Below are 16,271 nucleotides of genomic sequence, written 5' to 3' on the forward strand. Positions count from 1 at the left end.
ATTCACGTAACTTCCCCTGCTTAGGTGCCCCAGTATGCTCCTCTAGGTGGACTTAGTCAAAAACCTCAATAAATTTGGGTGGATTTTTAAAGCTTTTGCCCCTCCGCACCGAAAAAGAAAAGTAGAAAAGGAAGAGTGCTTATGGCGGCTTTAGACCTAAAACCATTGTCAAAAGAAACTATCGATAAGATGGGATTCAATAACCATGATTTATGGATGGTAAAAATCGGCGAAGAACTTTTTGGACCATTTGAGTCTCAGTCTCTGAAACACTATGCTACCGAGAATGAGAACGTCTTCGACAACGCTCTGGCCTCTCGCCTGGATACCAATGACTATCATCCTTTCTGGACCCACGCTTTTTTCCAGCGTCGCACTCCTGAGAATCTTTCGAAAGAAAAAAACGAAGGACCATTCTGGACTCTGAATCAGGGCCAGAAACAAGGGCCATTTTCATTCCAGGACATTGATAAAAAAATCGAGATGGGTCTCCTTGTGATGACCGATCATCTCTCAGTCGACAATGGCGATACCTGGAGAAAGATTTTTGAGTTTACTGGCTTTGATCGTCGCATCCATTCGGCCAGCGAATTACCTGAGGCCCCTCAGGATTCAAGCTTTCAAAAAGCGCGACTTCTTCTGGTTGATAAAATCGAAAAACCACATCTCAATACTCACGTAGAACTTGCTGAACTTGCCCATCAGGGTCAAATGCAGGCGAAAGTCCTCACGCTCAAATTAGATGAGATGACTCTTTCAAATCTTAAATCTACTGAAGTCAGTGATTCATTAAAGTGGGCCGTACCAGCTGCTGCCGCCATTTTCATGGCCATGATGGTAGGTGGTTACTTCCTCCTAAATCCTTCATCGGAAATAGGAAATGTAGAGCTTGTTGCTGAGAAAGAAGCTCCTCAAAACATTTCTGATCCACTTCCAGCTCCGGTGGGTGAAGTTCCGGCCAATCGACCAGGACCTCAAGTCTCAAACCGTAGACCTGCAAGTGTTCCAAGTTATAATCCTCCTCGCCGTCCAGTGATTACATCTCGTTTTCCAACTCGTGTAGAAACTCACATGAGAGATCGTGATCAAATGGATGAACCACCTGTGGAGCCACAAGATATGCCTGAACAGCATGAACCGCCTCCAGCGCCTGAACACTCTTTGGTTGGAAATGACAACAACAATCAGGGCGAAACATTAGATGCTGCCATGAATGGTACGTCTCAACCGGCCGAACCAGTGGTTGAAGAAGTGTCAGACTTCTAATATGATTTCCGGGTGAAAACCCAAGCTTTAAATCATATCAAGTCCCAATACCGTAACCCAGAGACTCCAGGAAGTTTTTTTCTTTCGTTAGAAGGAATTGAAGGTTCTGGAAAAACCACTCAGATTAAAGAGATCGAGGCCCATTGCCAGAAGAAAGGTCTCAGAGTGATCACTCTCCGTGAGCCGGGTGGAACTATTTTTGGTGAAAAGCTTCGTGAGGCGATTTTAAAATCAGAGTCACCTCTTCATCCACTTGCTGAATGCCATTTGTTTCTTGCGAGTCGCGCTCAATTGTTAAAAGAGAAAATTCTTCCTTTCCTACTTCGGCCCAAATCAGTGGTGATCCTGGATCGCTATATTGATTCCACTCTGGCGTATCAGGGAAAGGCCCGAAAGTTGGGCTATGAAACAGTTCTCACACTTCACCAATATGATCCTCTGAATCTTCTTCCTCACCGCACTTATTTCCTCGATATTTCTCTTGAGACTTCGATGGAAAGACAAAAAGCACGTGGGAACGAAAAAGATTATTTTGAGAGTGAAAAACACGAATTTTATCAAAATCTCGTGGATGGATACCGTGATCTTTCAGAAATTTTTCCGGAAAGAATCATGAAGATTGATGCTTCAAAAACGCCATCAGAAGTGACGGCACTGATCATTAAGGATTTGGAGAAATTTCTCGCATGAATCTCTCTGAAATTCTCCTCACCAAAGCACGCAATAACGAACTCGGACACTTTTATATCGTAGAGACTTCCGCACCTGAACATGTTGCCCATGAAGCTCTTTTAAATTTTGTCCACCAATTCATTCGTGACTACTACCAAAAAGTAGAAGGCCACAAACAAAGCCTCACTCATCTTATGGACCATCCAGATGTTTACGTTCTGGGAAATACCAGTGAGATCGAAGAAGACAAACCATTCAAGGTTGAAGAGGCCGAGGCCTTTGCTCGCTTCTTTGAATTTAAACCTGTTCAGGGAAAAAGAAAGTTTGCTGTCATCACTGAGGCCCATCGAGTAAACACCATTGTTTCCAACAAGTGGCTTAAGCTTTTGGAAGAACCTCAGGGCGCCTCAACTATTTTCCTTTTGAATCCACGTCGTGGACAACTTCTGCCAACTATTCACTCGCGGGCCATTCATATCCGTTTGCCGGTGAAACTTCCTGCTTCGGATTTTTCGGAGTGGAATAATCTCCTGGCCGACCTTAAGAAAATGACGCTCTCCGAATTTCTAGAAAATTATTCCAGAAGTGAGCCGGAGCTAGGTTTTTGGGTCAATGAACTCATTCGTTGGGAGTCCGAGCAACTGGATCGGCCCGACTCTAAAACGGCCCTAAATAAGTGGCTCAAGGAGTTCCAGGAGATGGAAACCTTCCATCAACCTACTGCGACAAAATGGGCGCTTTTCTATTCTTATGTTCGAGAGCAGGTTCTCTCTCGTTGACTTAGCACGGAAAAACTCTGAAAATAACTGAATGACCAATGAACAACACGTAGAAGAGGACAAGCTACCTCCTACGGATACCATAATATCTGAAGATGAAACTTCAGAAATGTCGGACGCTGAAACGTCTGAAGATAAAGAGAGCCGAGAAGAAAGTAGATTTAAAGAAGGGCAAATCCTGCGCTTCGTACGAGTCCGCTTCCCTGGGAACTCTCGATCATTCCCCTTTTTAATCGGTAAAAGAAGAATTGAGTACGGCCAGAAAGTGGTGGCGATGTCGGACCGTGGAATGGCGGTTGGATACGTTAACTCATTTCCTTACGAAGTTCCTTTCAATAAAAGCATGCTTCCAGTTCGCAGTATCGCCAAGGTCGCAACTGATGAAGATGTTCAGAAAGATCAAGAAGCTTATCGCCAGCAAAAAAACGCTGAAAATATTTGTAATGATCTCATTGAGCAATTTAAGCTCGACATGCAGCTTACTCACGTGGAGTTTACTTCATTTGGTAAGAAGGCCGTATTCTATTTCATTGCTCCGGCCCGCGTAGACTTCCGTGATCTCGTAAGAGATCTGGTGGCCAAACTTAAAACTCGTATTGAACTTCGTCAGATTTCTGTTCGTGACCGTTCTGCCTCAATCGGCGGTATCGGCCCATGTGGACGTGAGCTTTGTTGTTCCTCATTCCTCACGAAATACGGAAACGTGGGCATCAAGATGGCGAAGAACCAGGACCTGACACTCAATTTCTCAAAACTTAATGGCGTATGTGGTCAGCTTAAATGCTGTCTTCAGTACGAAGATGATGTTTATCGTGAGAAGCGCTCACGTCTTCCAAAAGAAGGCGACATTATCACCACTCACACTGGTGAAACTGGTCGCGTAGATCGTCTTCACCTTTTAAGTGAACAATTTGTCATGATGACCAACCGTGGAGTGCGTAAGCGCTTCGTGGTGGACCTTTATAAAGAGACTCTGGATAAAGAAACTGCGAACTTCCCAAAAGAGTTCGATATGATCACAGATGAAACTCATAAAGTAGTTGGTCTGGATGATAAAGAAGCGAAGAAGATTAAGGCCTTTGAAGCTGAAGTTAAAACTTATAAAGAAAAAGGTAAGTCTTTCGCGGATGGAATTTTTGAGTCACTATTCGGAGAGAAAACTCTGGATTACTCACTTCCAGCTGTAGCGGAACTTGAATCAAGCAAACCAAGAGTTAAAACACCGGATGAAGAAGAAGAGATCTTCTATACTCCGAGTGAAGACGAAATTCTTCCGGAAGATGAGGAAGAAGATATAGTGGATCATGAACCTGTTAGAACCCGCGTGGATCTAATGGATCGTGGTCAGCAGGCGTCGAGAGGTGACAATCGCGGTCCTCGCCCACAAGGCCAGCAAAACCGTGGTCCGCGTCCGCAAGGACAAGGTCCGCAGGCACCGAGAGGTGACAGCAGAGGTCCTCGCCAGGACAATCGTGGCCCACGCCAAGATAACCGTGGTCCTCGTCCGCAAGGTCAAAACAACCAGAACCGTCCACAAGGTGGTGGACAACAAGGTCAGAATCAAGGAAGAAATCGACCGCCGAGATAATCCATGAGGATTCTTCACACATCGGACTGGCACCTTGGTAAAAGACTCTTTAAGCTCGATCGCTCACCAGAACACGAATTATTTTTAAATTGGCTCCTCTCGATCCTTCGAGAGGAGAAAATTGATGTCCTCCTGATTGCGGGAGACATCTTCGATACCCCCACTCCCCCACATCAGAGTTTGGAAGTTTTTTATAACTTCCTCCATCGGGTTTCGACGGAAACCACAACTGATACTTATATCATTGCTGGAAACCACGATTCTGGACTTCTTTTAGAGGCACCAGCGCGACTTCTGTCATTTCACAGAGTGAAGATCTGGGGAAAACTCTCACCTGAGACAAAAGACCATTGGATCAACATCACCAAGGGCAATGAGAGCATTGATCTTTGTGCTCTACCATTCTTCCGCTCTTACGAACTGCTTCCTCAAGGGGAAGGTGATGCTCTGGCAGTGCTTAAAACTTATCTTAATCACAATTCCAGAACGCCAACGATTCTGATGCTTCATCATCTGGCCGGAGTGTTTGAGGCCGCGGGATCAGAACAAGTGATTTCACTAAGTGGGGTGGACTCCATTCCAACTGAAGTCATGGATAGTTTTAACTATGTGGCCCTGGGACATATTCATAAACCACAAAAAGTCGGAAAGAAGAGTTACTACTCAGGCTCCCCGATTCCTATGCGTTTTTCAGAAACTCAAAGAAAATCAGTGATGATCATTGATGTAAAAAACTCTGAGTTTGAAATCAGGGTCCATCAGATTCCGATCTTTAGAGATCTTTTTATCGTTAAGGCCGACGAATCCAATTATCTGGCGAAACTAAAAGAGCTTACACCATCGACAGAACTAAAAGGTATGGTGGAAGTTCAGCTAAATCTCGCGGCCCCAAGAATTGGGCTCATTGATGAAATTAAAGAAGTTTTGGATAAAAAGGGACTAGAGCTTTTATCGTTCCTTCCTTTCTATGCCGCCAAGGACGACGCTCCTAAAAAACATGAGAAGCTTTTTGAGCTCTCCCCGCTGGAACTTTTCCAGGAATTCTACGCCACTAAGTTTCCGGAAAAAAAAGAAGTACCAGATGATTTGAAAGCTGATTTCATTGAACTCTTAGAGAAGGTAAAGCATGCGCCTCATTCGTCTTAGAGTTCGAAACATCGCCTCCTTAAAAGGTGAGCAGGAAATCAATTTTCAAGAGATTCAATCTCATAGTTCTCTATTTGCCATAACCGGTGAAACAGGTTCCGGAAAATCTTCCGTTCTAAATTCCATCGGTCTCGCTCTCTATGGGCAAATTTATAAAAAGAACGTGACCCAACTGGATGTAGTGACTCTCGGAGAGAAAGATGGTTCGATTGAACTCATCTTTCAGGTAAAAGGTAAGTACTATCTCGCCGATTGGCGTGCCCGAGTGAGAAAACAAAACGGAGAGCCCTATTCGACTCCTCAGACACCGGTTCGAAACCTTTACACGATTGAAGCTCCGCATTTTGAAAGCGCGAAGCACATTGCTACCGTCAACACTACTGAACTTCTAAATCTCGACTTTGATCAGTTCTGTAAATGTATCATTCTGAATCAGGGCGAGTTTGCGAAGTTTCTCACGAGTTCTTTTACGGACCGAAAAGAAATTCTAGAAAAACTTTATCCGGGTGAAATGCTCGAGAGCATGAGTCGGGAGCTGAAGCTCGAGATAGATCAGCTTCAGAAGGCCAAAAGCGATATTGAAATTGAACGTGAGGCCCTGAAAGGTGATGGCATTACAGGTGATAATCTCAAAGAACAAAAAGAGTCACTAGAGTCAGAACTTAAAGTTCTCGAAGCGACCTTTAAGCACATTGAAGAGTTGGATTATCATTTTGTGAGCCTCTCTTCCAATCACGATAAGCACGGGGAAAACAATCGAAAGATTGAATCCATTAAGAAAGACATGTCTGAGCTCACCAAGAGCTATAACCTCCTCCTGAAAGCAGGCCAGGAAGTACTGGAAAGAAAAGACGAGGCCCAAAAGAACCTTGAAACGAGACTTCCGGCCCTTCAGGTTCTGCTGACGAAAGAAGAGACATACAAAAACCTTGAAGCACAATTAAAACAACTTCAAACGAGGGCCGATTCTCATAAAAACATCATCGAGAAACTGACTGTCGATAGTAAGGTCATTGCGGACAAGGAAATTGTTTTACAGGAAAAACTCACGAACTCTCAAAAAGAGTTTATGTATGCTCTTCAAGAACTAAGACATCTTCGCAAGGAACTTGAAGAGGCCTTTGACCTCTACTCAGATAAGGAACTTAAAGAGGAAGAGCTTAAAGGAATTAAACTTCGTCTTCAGGAAGTGGAGATTCAAGGTAAAGAGACCAAAAAAGAAGCAGAAACTTTAAGTGATAAACTAAAATCATTCCCGGCCGATCTTAAGGCCCTGGAAATGCAAATTGAAACAAAGAAAAAAGACCTGCAAAAGGACCTGGAGAAAAAGCAGCGGGCAGAAGTGGCCCTGGATTCTTTAAAAAAGGCCCTGCTTGAAATTGATCAAGAAAAAGAAGTGGGAGATCGCCGGATTGAAAGTTTAGTTGGTCTCATTAAAAAGACCGAACTAGAACTTGTTCCAATTGAAACGACCTTAAAACTTCAGGAAGTTCTTTCTGCCAGTCTTATTTGTGTGGACCATGCCCTTATCTCAGCAAAAGAAAGCTGTCCTGTTTGTGAGCAGTTTGTGCCTCACAAGCGATTGGAAGAACTAAAGGCCAATCTCACCAAGACCGATCTAAAAGAAATTGAAAATCGCGCTCGTGAACTAAATCTTCTTCTTTTAAAGAGTCGTGAAGAAGAAAGAATTCTGTCTGAGAAGAAAAATACGCTGACCATTCAGTCTGAGATGCGCCAAAAAGAGATGGCCGAATTTACAATCGAGGCCATCAAAGTACTTCCCTCTCTGGAATCTCTCGACCAGGAACTCGCGACCGTAAAAAAACAGGTTTGGGAGTTTGATAATCTTCAAAAAGAGCTCCAAAAATTAGAGGCCGAACTTAAAAAGTCGCGTGAGCACTATGGGGCCCTTAAACTTGACCTTCAGAAAAAAGAGCAAGTCCTCTCAGGGACCCAGGAAAAACTCGCATTAATTGAAGGAAAAACCAAGGTCCTGGTTTCTGAATTTAACAAAGACAGTATCAGAGACCTTAAAAAAGACCTGCGCCTTCTCGCCTCTTATATCGAGACTGAAACTCAATTAGAAAAGTGCCGTCAGGAAAAAGAGCACTACTCTCTTCAGCTAAAAGAGAAGACCACAGAACGTGGACTTCTTGAAACTGAAGTGGCTCGCCTCCAAGGTGAGACCAATGAGCTTAAAGCGGTCCTTCAGAAAGAACTTCAAGGGAAAAAGGCCCAGGATCTCATTCAAGAGCTAAACGCTATGGCGAAGAAGGCCCAGGAAGAATGGGTCCAGCAAGAACAGAACCAACGTAAGCAAGAACTACAATTAAAAGAATTCCAAAGTCGTTTGTATGAGTTGGATAAACTTACCAAAGACTATGACCTGCACTTTGCTCAAGAACTTCATCTGGTTCGTGAGAAGGCCCAAACGATGAACATCACGGAAGGAAATCTCGCCAATCTGGTGGGGCACCTTTCCCATCTCGGTCTTACACTTGAATCTGAAAAAGTGCTGTTCATTCCCATTTCTGAAGGTCTTAAGAGCGAAAAAGATCAATACAAGCATGCGGTTAATGAATGCCGAATGAAGTTTGCCAGTGTTCGGGCCCGTCTTGAAGACTGGGAAAAACTTCAGGACAAGATTCTTCTTCTGAACCTTAAAGCAAAAGACATTCAGGAGAAATTGGATCGTCGAGGGCGCTTAAGTGAAGTCCTAGGTAAAGATGAACTCCGCACATTCGTTCTCTCACTGGTTGAAGAAAACTTGATTGAACAAACCAATCAGGAGCTGCAAAAGCTTTGTCAGGGCCGCTATGAGATCCTTCATCAATCACGCCGTATGAAACTTACTCCTGAGTTCTACATCATGGACAAGTTCCGTGAAGGGAATCTCAGAAAAGTTTCCACTCTCTCTGGTGGTGAGACCTTTATGGTGTCTCTTGCCATGGCGCTGGGGCTCGCGGAGATGACTCGTGGCCAGGCCGAAATTGATTCACTCTTTATTGATGAGGGCTTCGGAACTCTTGACCAGGAATCACTGGAAGATGTGCTGGATATGCTTCAACAAATTCAGACCCGAGGTCTGATGGTGGGAATCATTTCTCATATCAAGTCACTCACAAGTGCCATCCCGGTAAATCTCGTTTTAAGTAAAAAGCAGGATGGAACATCTACTGTGTCGCTTAAGATGAACTAAGGCACTTCCAAAAAAATCTGCACCCAAAATTCATTACCAGTGGCATCTTTAGCGAGTCCAATTGCAGAGTGAGTAAATTTCGTACTCATGAGCCTCGCACGACTAGAATCACTCTTTACCCAAAGAGCAAAAAGTTCTTCAGGAGATCCTGGCCCTCGCGCCACCAATTCACTGCAGCTGACCCCTTGTCCCATGGCCGTTTTGATCCGTGTGCATCTTTCACTACTGCCTGAAGTTCCAAAAGGAGTGAGTCCTTGGGCCATATTTTCAGCATGCTTAGTGGCCTCTGCTTCTATCGCATCAGAATCTATAAAGGCGGGAAGTCCAAGCTGCGCCCGATTGAGGTTCACCAGGTCCATGTAATCGGCGCTCATTTTTCCAAGAGAAGTAAGACCACCCGTACTTATATCTAAATATGAATCAAGGGGATTGAAATTATCAGCGGTGGGTGTTTTACAGGCGGCCAATAGGAACAAAGAAAGGATTAAAATTTTCATCCGCTCATTTTGTCCTGGCAGCCAGGAGTGTCAAAGGAGTGAATTCCACCGGAATAATGTTCACAACCCGACCTTTCTCATCCTAGACTCAAAAGAGGCCCCCTCACTCAAGTACTCTCAAAGGACTGGTATGAAAAAGTTGTCCCTCGTTCTTTCATTGGTAACTGGTACTGCTTTCGCTCATCTTCCGCTTCACCTTGATTTAGAGATGACCTCAGTAGAGTATGAATCACTCTTACGGGCCCAAGCAGGAAATAAAAAGTTTCAGATTGATCGGGATGATCCGGCAATTACATCAACTATTAAGCTTGGCGCTCGCTTGAGTAAATGGATCGCTCTCGTTAATGAAAATCGCTCAGGAGAATCGGCCATTCGTTTAACTTCTCCGACCACTCGTCGCGGAATTCCGATCGATAAGCCGAATGTCTACTCTCCTTCAATTATTGCTAAGGAAGTGGCCCAGACTCTTGAGGCGATGCCGGGCCCTATGAGAGAAGTTATTGTTGGGAATGGTGATCTTCCGACGACGACCACATTGGATGACGAAACCTTCATCCTTCATGCCCGCAAACTTGACCGCAATTACCAAAGTGCTGCTCGTTATAAATCAGTAGACGCTTATCGAAGTGAATATAAACGAGCGGCCGCTCAAGATGTGCGTGGTTATTATTATCTCACGCAAAATAAGATTGGTGCTGAAGAGCTAAAAGATGTGGCCCAGATTCCTACCGACAAACTTCCAGAGATTAGAGATGCTCTTTATAAAATCTGTCGCAATACTCCGGGTACGTCTCAAAGAAGTTGCGAGAAGGCCCTCGAACGCGCTTTTAAAAATAATACTCTCTCTGAATACTACTCAAACTACTTCGCCAAAGCTCAGAAGAACTGGGACAACTTCTTCCTGATTCCTTCAGGCGGTCGCAGATCAGATATCAAGTGGTATGGAACATATGCGGTGGTGCCTTTTAACACACCAGAGATTCCAAAATTCATTCCTTATCTTCGAAACAATATAGAGGACGAATTCCGTTGGGCCGATTGGTCCCTTAAAATGGAATTCGGATCATTCCGTAATGGGCCTCGCCTTAAATTTGAACCAGGGGTTGTTCCGCATGTAAATGGTCTTGGTGGCAATGAAATCGTGATGGATTCTAACCAGCCGATTGAAGAATACGAGTCTCAGTGGACCATTCGCCATGAGTTCGGTCATGTGCTGGGTCTGCCGGATTGTTATCACGAGTTTTATGACGAGGGCCTTCAAGCTTACGTGAATTACCAATTGGATATCACTGATCTTATGTGCTCACGGGCCGGTAATATGAAAGAACGTATCTACGAAGAAATTAAGAAGGCCTACGATCGTTAGATTCTGTGTCCCTTGTCACTCGGTGGTTTAACTCTGTAAGAGGCTTCTCAAGCTCTTTAAAGGGGTCCTTATCTCGTAGCTTAAACCCGTAGTTCTTTCCGTTTAAGGTGTCCTGCAGGTAACGTCTAATCCCCAGAATCGGTCCCGCCACTCTGCTTGAAAGGATTTTTCCGATGATGACGGCCCCAAGACAAAGAACCATCTGCAGAGAAAAAGAAGTGATGAGATACATTGAAAGAAAAGCAGTCATTTCCCTCTCAGAAAAGACACCTGACGCTGACAAGGTATATTTCAAAAAGGTGAGACCGAAGACCAAAGGGATAGAGGTCACAAAAAACACCAAGGCCACAAGGGCAAGACAAAACTTGTATTGAAAGGAAGGCATGATCCATTGAAACTTTCGTCGGTCCCCTTCCGGAACATGCCGGTTAAGCTCACCAGAAATAGCTGTCGCGATAAGAATATATGCCACCCATTGGACGAGATCGGCCAGGTTGAAGGCAGGAGTGGTAAACCAGTTTGTCTTAAGATAAAAAAGATCTACAACATACCCATAAAGGACTCTGTCCGTTACGTTCCCCATGATCCCACCAAAGAGAAGGGCCACACCAAACTGCATTCTCTTAGAATGAAAATGAACAAGATTCAGAAGCATAGGGTAACTAGAGACAATGGCCAGTCCGATGGTGGACAGAAAGACAGAGCGGAAGATCTCGGGAATGTCCTTGAAGCTTCCGAGTATGACACCATGATTTTCATGATAAGCAATATGAAAGGGTCCCCATTGGAGCTCGGGTTGATTTCCCACGATCCAGGACTTTGTCACATAGTCTAGCCCCCAGAACAGTAGAAAAGGAACATAGGCCAGGAACGCTCTTTTATGGGAAGTAAGCATTAAAGCGTACCAAAAGTTTTTCTCGGATCTCCGGATCATTGTTTACCTGAAGGCTCTCAGTGATGAATTCCTCTGCTTCGGCCTTCGAAGTCCCGCTGTTTTTTAACATGATCATTGCAGTTGTAATATTAAGTGAATCCGGGGAGAAGTTACCTTCTGAATCCAGAATGACGTTTCTCACCATTTCGCTGCCAAAGAAGCTCTTTTTTTCTTCACTTCCCAGATTCATGTTATTAACAAGATTGATAAGCTGACCACGAAGAAAACTTTCTTCAGGTGGAAGTTTCTTGATGACCTGTTCAATCAGCGCAAAGTTCTCAGAAGGATTTTTATTAATCTCTTCAAGTGAACGACTTAACAGAGTTCCGTATTCCTCTGAACCATCGAAGACAAGACCAATGCTTATCCAAGTGGCCAGATCATCTTTATTTGCACTCCCTTCAAACAGTTCACTTGTTTTCTTGTACAGCTCATCAACGTCAGAGTTAAGTCTTAAATTCAGGAGATAATTTTTTGGATCAACGGAAGAAGCGGAGGCAACTGTCCGGGAAGTTTCTCCCGATTTCTCTCTCCGGTGAGGAACCTTTGCATGACTCTCCTGCTCTTTTTCATCCATCATGGCCACTTCTTCATGGGTCTCACCTTTGAAAAAGTATCCTGCGAGAATAGTTCCTGTTACTAGTAAAACGATTAATGGCCATTTCCCTTTCAGCATAGTTCCCTTGTAGTTACTTTTTCAGGTATTGAGTTGTTGAATAGTTAAAGCCTCTGAATGTACCGAGGTTCACGTGGCGGTATCTCATGGTGTCGAGGACCGGTCCAACATTTGCTCCTTTCGCCATACTTATCTTTTTTGGAGCAGGAACAAGATTGTCTTTCATGTAGCCCGCCTCCCCGTTCACATAAGAGATCATACTTCCGTTTCTCATGAAACCAGGGACATTAACTCCAGAAGTGATTTTTACGTTATAAATTCTTCCCCATGGATCGTAAATTTTAACATAACCATCTTCAATACCATTCACGCTCAAGGCATGGCCCCCGCTTAAAGACTGGTAAGGCGTTTTATCATCACATTTAAACGTGGCCTCATAAACATCACGTGTCGCAGTCTGCTCAACAAGTTTGGCCGTATAGTCGCACTTCTGACGGTAGGTCACCGCTGACAATGTTGTCACATGCTTGCCCTTAGTGAGTTTGGAAATCAGATTATTGAGAGTGACTTCTTCTTTAAACATCTTAAAGAAGTCCCTGCGTACTTCCGCCAGATAGAGGGCCTTATTAAGATTACGTATCGACGGATCAATACGGGAGAACGCTGTTCGCATACCTGTCTCAGGTACAGAACCACCTTTCTTCCAATTCGTGTTCATATAATTCCCGAGATTATGAATCACGTCACCAAACTTCGCCGTGCGCTCATACATAGAAAGGGCACCAAGCTCTTTTGAAGAAAGAGATAAGGCATTTTTCTTCCAGAGGAATGAGTCCTCATAGATTTCATTTTCTTCATCGATGATGGATCCCAAGAAGGACATTGTAGTTGCAACCGGCCCGCACCAGCCCGGATCACGAGTGATAGATGGGTCTTTAGTAACGTTTGAAATGTATTTGGCTAGCTCAGGCGATGATTGACTTAAGAGAGGCGTAGAAGGATTCACACAAAATTTAGTTTTGGCGTAGTTACAGTCAGGAGATTGCTTCTTCCCTTGTGCATAGGTCTTATACTCGGCCTCTGAATAACACTTGGTAGGGTACAAAGCGATTGCACTTGTTGCGGGTGAAACGACCTCAATGTATTTGGTGTTTGTTTTGAAGCTCGTGCTGGTCGTGTTTTTGCTCTCAAGAACAGAAATGATACTCATAGGCCCGGCCTGGCCAATACCATGCACATTCATTGAGTAACCACAATTTGGCACTCGGACATAGTATTGGTGTGCAAAGGATCTGCATCGGGCAACACTGTCCGCGGCCAGAGGTGCAGAAGATTCCGCTATTTTTACAAAGCTCTTATTCTCAGACACGCTATAGATGGTACATTTTTTGTTTTCATAATATTTTTGTGGTGCTTTCACATAAACGGGCCGATCCGAAGTGGAAGTGAAGTTCTGAAACAAAACGAAGAGGGCCGGCACAGAGAGCGTTAAAGTGCTAACGACCAAAGTTCTTCTTTTCATGTACAACCTGACCTTGATAAGTTTGTCTGCTTATCGGTATTTTATCCGATGATCATAATCATCTCTGGCAAGATCAGAAGAAAATGCTTTATTGCGTTCTTAGACAGGGTGACATCAAGAAAAGGTGCCAAAAAATCAAGTCAAATGTCCCAATTAATGAGTAAATTTGATTACTTGCAAACAAGCGACACTTAGTACAGTTGAAAATTTCATTAGTGCTGAGAAATAGGAAATTCCACCACAAACGTCGTTCTAGGTGCTTTTTCACAAAGAGTAATCGTGCCCTTGTGTGAGTCGATTATATTGCGACTGATACTAAGACCCAGACCAGTGCCTTCACCCAATGGCTTCGTGGTAAAAAAAGGCTCCATAATCTTTGCCCTGATCTCCTCCGGAATGGCCGGCCCTGAATCAGAAATGACAATCTTCACTTTCTTATCATCATGAGTGGCAACGAGATCAATCTCTTTAAGCTCACAGTTTCTTACGGCGTAGTAGGCGTTATTTAAGAGATTAATCAGGACCTGTGAGATTTCTACTGGACGACATTCGATAACAAGATTTTGGACCGACTTATTAAGTTTTACACCTGAGATACGGAACTTCTCTAAGCACAGGGCCAGGGAGTCTTGGACGATAAGTTCCAGTTCGTATTTTTCAAAATGAATTTCTTCAGAGCGACGAGAAAGCTTTCTAAGACTCGTCACGACTCCATTAATCCTCGAAACCGTATCGTTGATCTTCTTTAAGAACATCCCCACCATTTTTTTGTCAGGAGGAGAATCATTCAATGACTCTTCAATCGCCACTGCATTCAAGTGGATAATGGCCAATGGGTTATTAATCTCGTGAGCAATTCCTGCGGCCATTTCCCCAAGCGCAATCATCTTCGAGTTATAGACCATCGTATGCTGAGCATTTTTAATTTCAGTGATATCTAGAATCTGAGAGATAAAAAACTTAGGTTTTCCTTCGTCGTTTCTAATCAAAGAAACACTCAAAAGGGCCCACATGGTCTTTCCATTTTTATGGAAGTAACGTTTTTCGATTCGGTAGTTCGGAATTTTTCCATCGACTAACTGATGAAGAAAACCCAGATCACGTCCAAGATCTTCTTCGTGAGTGATGGTCTGAAAATCTATATTGAGAAGTTCCTGTTCATCATAGCCCCAAAGTTCAATCAGGGACTCATTCACTTTTAGAAACTTCCCATCGAGGCTGACCAGGGCCATCCCGATGGGAGCAAATTCAAAGGCGTTTTCGAACAAATCGAGATCGACTGTCACGATTAGAATTCAGCGTTCTTTGGTGATCTTGGGAATGGAATTACATCACGGATATTCGTCATACCAGAGATGTACATAACCGCACGCTCAAATCCTAGACCGAAACCCGAATGTGGAACAGAACCATACTTACGAAGATCCAGGTACCACCAGTAGTTGGTTGGATCCATCTTAAGATCACTCATACGCTTAGTCAGGCGCTCATAGCTGTCTTCACGCTGAGAACCACCAATAAGCTCACCCACGCCTGGAACGAGAACGTCCATAGCACGCACGGTTTTTCCATCTTCGTTGAGTTTCATATAGAAAGACTTAATCTCTTTCGGATAGTCAGTCACGATCGTTGGACGCTTGAAGTATTGTTCAGCGAGGAAACGCTCGTGCTCAGTTTGAAGATCAGTTCCCCAAGAAACTGGGTAGTCAAATTTATGAGTTTTACTTGCTTCCTGAAGGATCTCAACTGCTTTCGTATAAGTCACCATTTCAAACGGTGAATTCTTCACGTGCTCAAGAGTTTTTAGATTCTCAGGAGAATAACGGCTGGCCAGGAACTCTAGCTCATCACCACACTTCTCAATCGCGCGCTTAATAAGGTGCTTAACATAACCAGTGGCAAGCTGGGCGTTGTCCTCTAGAGTGAAAAACGCGGCCTCTGGTTCAACCATCCAGAACTCAGACAAGTGGCGGGCCGTGTTTGAGTTTTCAGAACGGAATGTAGGTCCAAATGTATAAACGCGTCCTAGACCACCAACTGCAAATGTCTCAGCTTCAAGCTGACCAGATACAGACAAGAAAGTCTCGCGACCGAAGTAATCTTGCTTGAAATCAATGGCACCTTTCTCTCCACGAGGAAGTTTATCCAGGTTGAGAGTTGAGATGCGGAACATTTCCCCTGCACCTTCAGCATCAGATGCTGTGATGATGGGAGTATGAAGGTAAGCAAAGCTCTCATTTGAGAAGAACTCGTGCGTCGCTTGAGCAAGCTCATGACGAAGACGGAACACTGCCGAGAAAGTGTTTGTTCGAGAACGAAGGTGGGCGATCTCTCTTAGGTACTCAAGAGAGGTCTCTTTCTTCTGAAGAGGATAGTCTTCACCGTTTAGGCAGTAGATGTGAACGCGCTTTGCTTGCATTTCTACAGGCTGTTTCCCTTGAGAAGCAACAATGAGACCTTCCACTTCAACTGAAGAACCGATCGTAAGCTTCACCACTTCTTCATAATTACCAAGAGTGCCATCTACGATGATCTGAAGATCTTTCTGAGTTGTCCCATCATTCACAACCATGAAAGAGAACTTTTTCGACTGACGAAGTGATTTAATCCAACCACGGACGATCACAGTCTGATCTACAGGCTTAGTTTCATATACTTTTTTAATTAAAAGATACTGAGACATGAA

At 44.0% G+C, this 16,271-nt stretch carries 13 protein-coding genes; 7 read left to right on the plus strand and 6 right to left on the minus strand.

Features of this window, described 5'->3' with window-relative positions; translation table 11 throughout:
* The first annotated feature begins 141 nt into the window (after positions 1-141).
* From ACJVC5_RS16695 to ACJVC5_RS16720, 6 genes are read left to right on the plus strand one after another with little or no spacing between them, the layout of a single operon-like run.
* Complete coding sequence (locus ACJVC5_RS16695) at positions 142-1,266, plus strand: hypothetical protein (RefSeq protein WP_408096675.1); 1,125 nt, start codon at positions 142-144, stop codon at positions 1,264-1,266.
* 12 nt (positions 1,267-1,278) lie between these two features.
* The gene (tmk, locus tag ACJVC5_RS16700; RefSeq protein ID WP_408096676.1) at positions 1,279-1,956 is read left to right on the plus strand and encodes a dTMP kinase; all 678 of its coding nucleotides are present in this window, start codon (positions 1,279-1,281) and stop codon (positions 1,954-1,956) included.
* The gene (locus ACJVC5_RS16705; RefSeq protein ID WP_408096677.1) at positions 1,953-2,717 is read left to right on the plus strand and encodes a hypothetical protein; all 765 of its coding nucleotides are present in this window, start codon (positions 1,953-1,955) and stop codon (positions 2,715-2,717) included. Before tmk ends, ACJVC5_RS16705 begins: the two co-directional genes overlap by 4 nt.
* Positions 2,718-2,748: 31 nt before the next feature.
* Positions 2,749-4,305, plus strand: a complete 1,557-nt coding sequence (gene ricT / locus ACJVC5_RS16710; RefSeq protein WP_408096678.1) for a PSP1 domain-containing protein — start codon at positions 2,749-2,751, stop codon at positions 4,303-4,305.
* A gap of 3 nt (positions 4,306-4,308) precedes the next feature.
* On the plus strand, positions 4,309-5,451 hold the full coding sequence (locus tag ACJVC5_RS16715) for an exonuclease SbcCD subunit D (RefSeq protein ID WP_408096679.1): 1,143 nt from the start codon (positions 4,309-4,311) through the stop codon (positions 5,449-5,451).
* Positions 5,432-8,650: an AAA family ATPase gene (locus tag ACJVC5_RS16720; protein WP_408096680.1), complete on the plus strand. Its 3,219-nt coding sequence runs from the start codon at positions 5,432-5,434 to the stop codon at positions 8,648-8,650. The genes ACJVC5_RS16715 and ACJVC5_RS16720 overlap by 20 nt, the downstream gene beginning before the upstream one ends.
* Here the strand turns inward: ACJVC5_RS16720 and ACJVC5_RS16725 are convergent.
* Complete coding sequence (locus ACJVC5_RS16725) at positions 8,647-9,147, minus strand: CAP domain-containing protein (protein WP_408096681.1); 501 nt, start codon at positions 9,145-9,147, stop codon at positions 8,647-8,649. The two genes, ACJVC5_RS16720 and ACJVC5_RS16725, sit on opposite strands and share 4 nt — an antisense overlap.
* A 130-nt stretch (positions 9,148-9,277) precedes the next feature.
* On the opposite strand from ACJVC5_RS16725, the gene ACJVC5_RS16730 reads away from it, so the two are divergent.
* Positions 9,278-10,513: a hypothetical protein gene (locus tag ACJVC5_RS16730; RefSeq protein WP_408096682.1), complete on the plus strand. Its 1,236-nt coding sequence runs from the start codon at positions 9,278-9,280 to the stop codon at positions 10,511-10,513.
* Here the strand turns inward: ACJVC5_RS16730 and ACJVC5_RS16735 are convergent.
* The 5 genes from ACJVC5_RS16735 to asnS form a co-directional block, all read right to left on the minus strand.
* Positions 10,491-11,408 carry a signal peptidase II gene (locus ACJVC5_RS16735; protein ID WP_408096683.1) on the minus strand — a complete coding sequence of 306 codons (918 nt, stop codon included), beginning with the start codon at positions 11,406-11,408 and terminating at the stop codon, positions 10,491-10,493. The genes ACJVC5_RS16730 and ACJVC5_RS16735 overlap by 23 nt on opposite strands.
* Positions 11,392-12,123, minus strand: coding sequence for a hypothetical protein (locus ACJVC5_RS16740; protein ID WP_408096684.1), 732 nt, complete (start codon positions 12,121-12,123; stop codon positions 11,392-11,394). The genes ACJVC5_RS16735 and ACJVC5_RS16740 overlap by 17 nt, the downstream gene beginning before the upstream one ends.
* Positions 12,124-12,136: 13 nt before the next feature.
* A complete protein-coding gene (locus tag ACJVC5_RS16745; RefSeq protein ID WP_408096685.1) occupies positions 12,137-13,585 on the minus strand; it encodes a hypothetical protein in 1,449 nt (482 codons plus the stop codon).
* A gap of 212 nt (positions 13,586-13,797) precedes the next feature.
* Positions 13,798-14,871 carry a sensor histidine kinase gene (locus ACJVC5_RS16750; RefSeq protein WP_408096686.1) on the minus strand — a complete coding sequence of 358 codons (1,074 nt, stop codon included), beginning with the start codon at positions 14,869-14,871 and terminating at the stop codon, positions 13,798-13,800.
* A gap of 2 nt (positions 14,872-14,873) precedes the next feature.
* A complete protein-coding gene (asnS, locus tag ACJVC5_RS16755) occupies positions 14,874-16,268 on the minus strand; it encodes an asparagine--tRNA ligase (protein WP_408096687.1) in 1,395 nt (464 codons plus the stop codon).
* Between the last annotated feature and the right edge of the window lie 3 nt (positions 16,269-16,271).

Origin of the sequence: Peredibacter sp. HCB2-198, from assembly GCF_045999315.1 — a bacterium.
GTDB lineage: Bacteria > Bdellovibrionota > Bacteriovoracia > Bacteriovoracales > Bacteriovoracaceae > Peredibacter.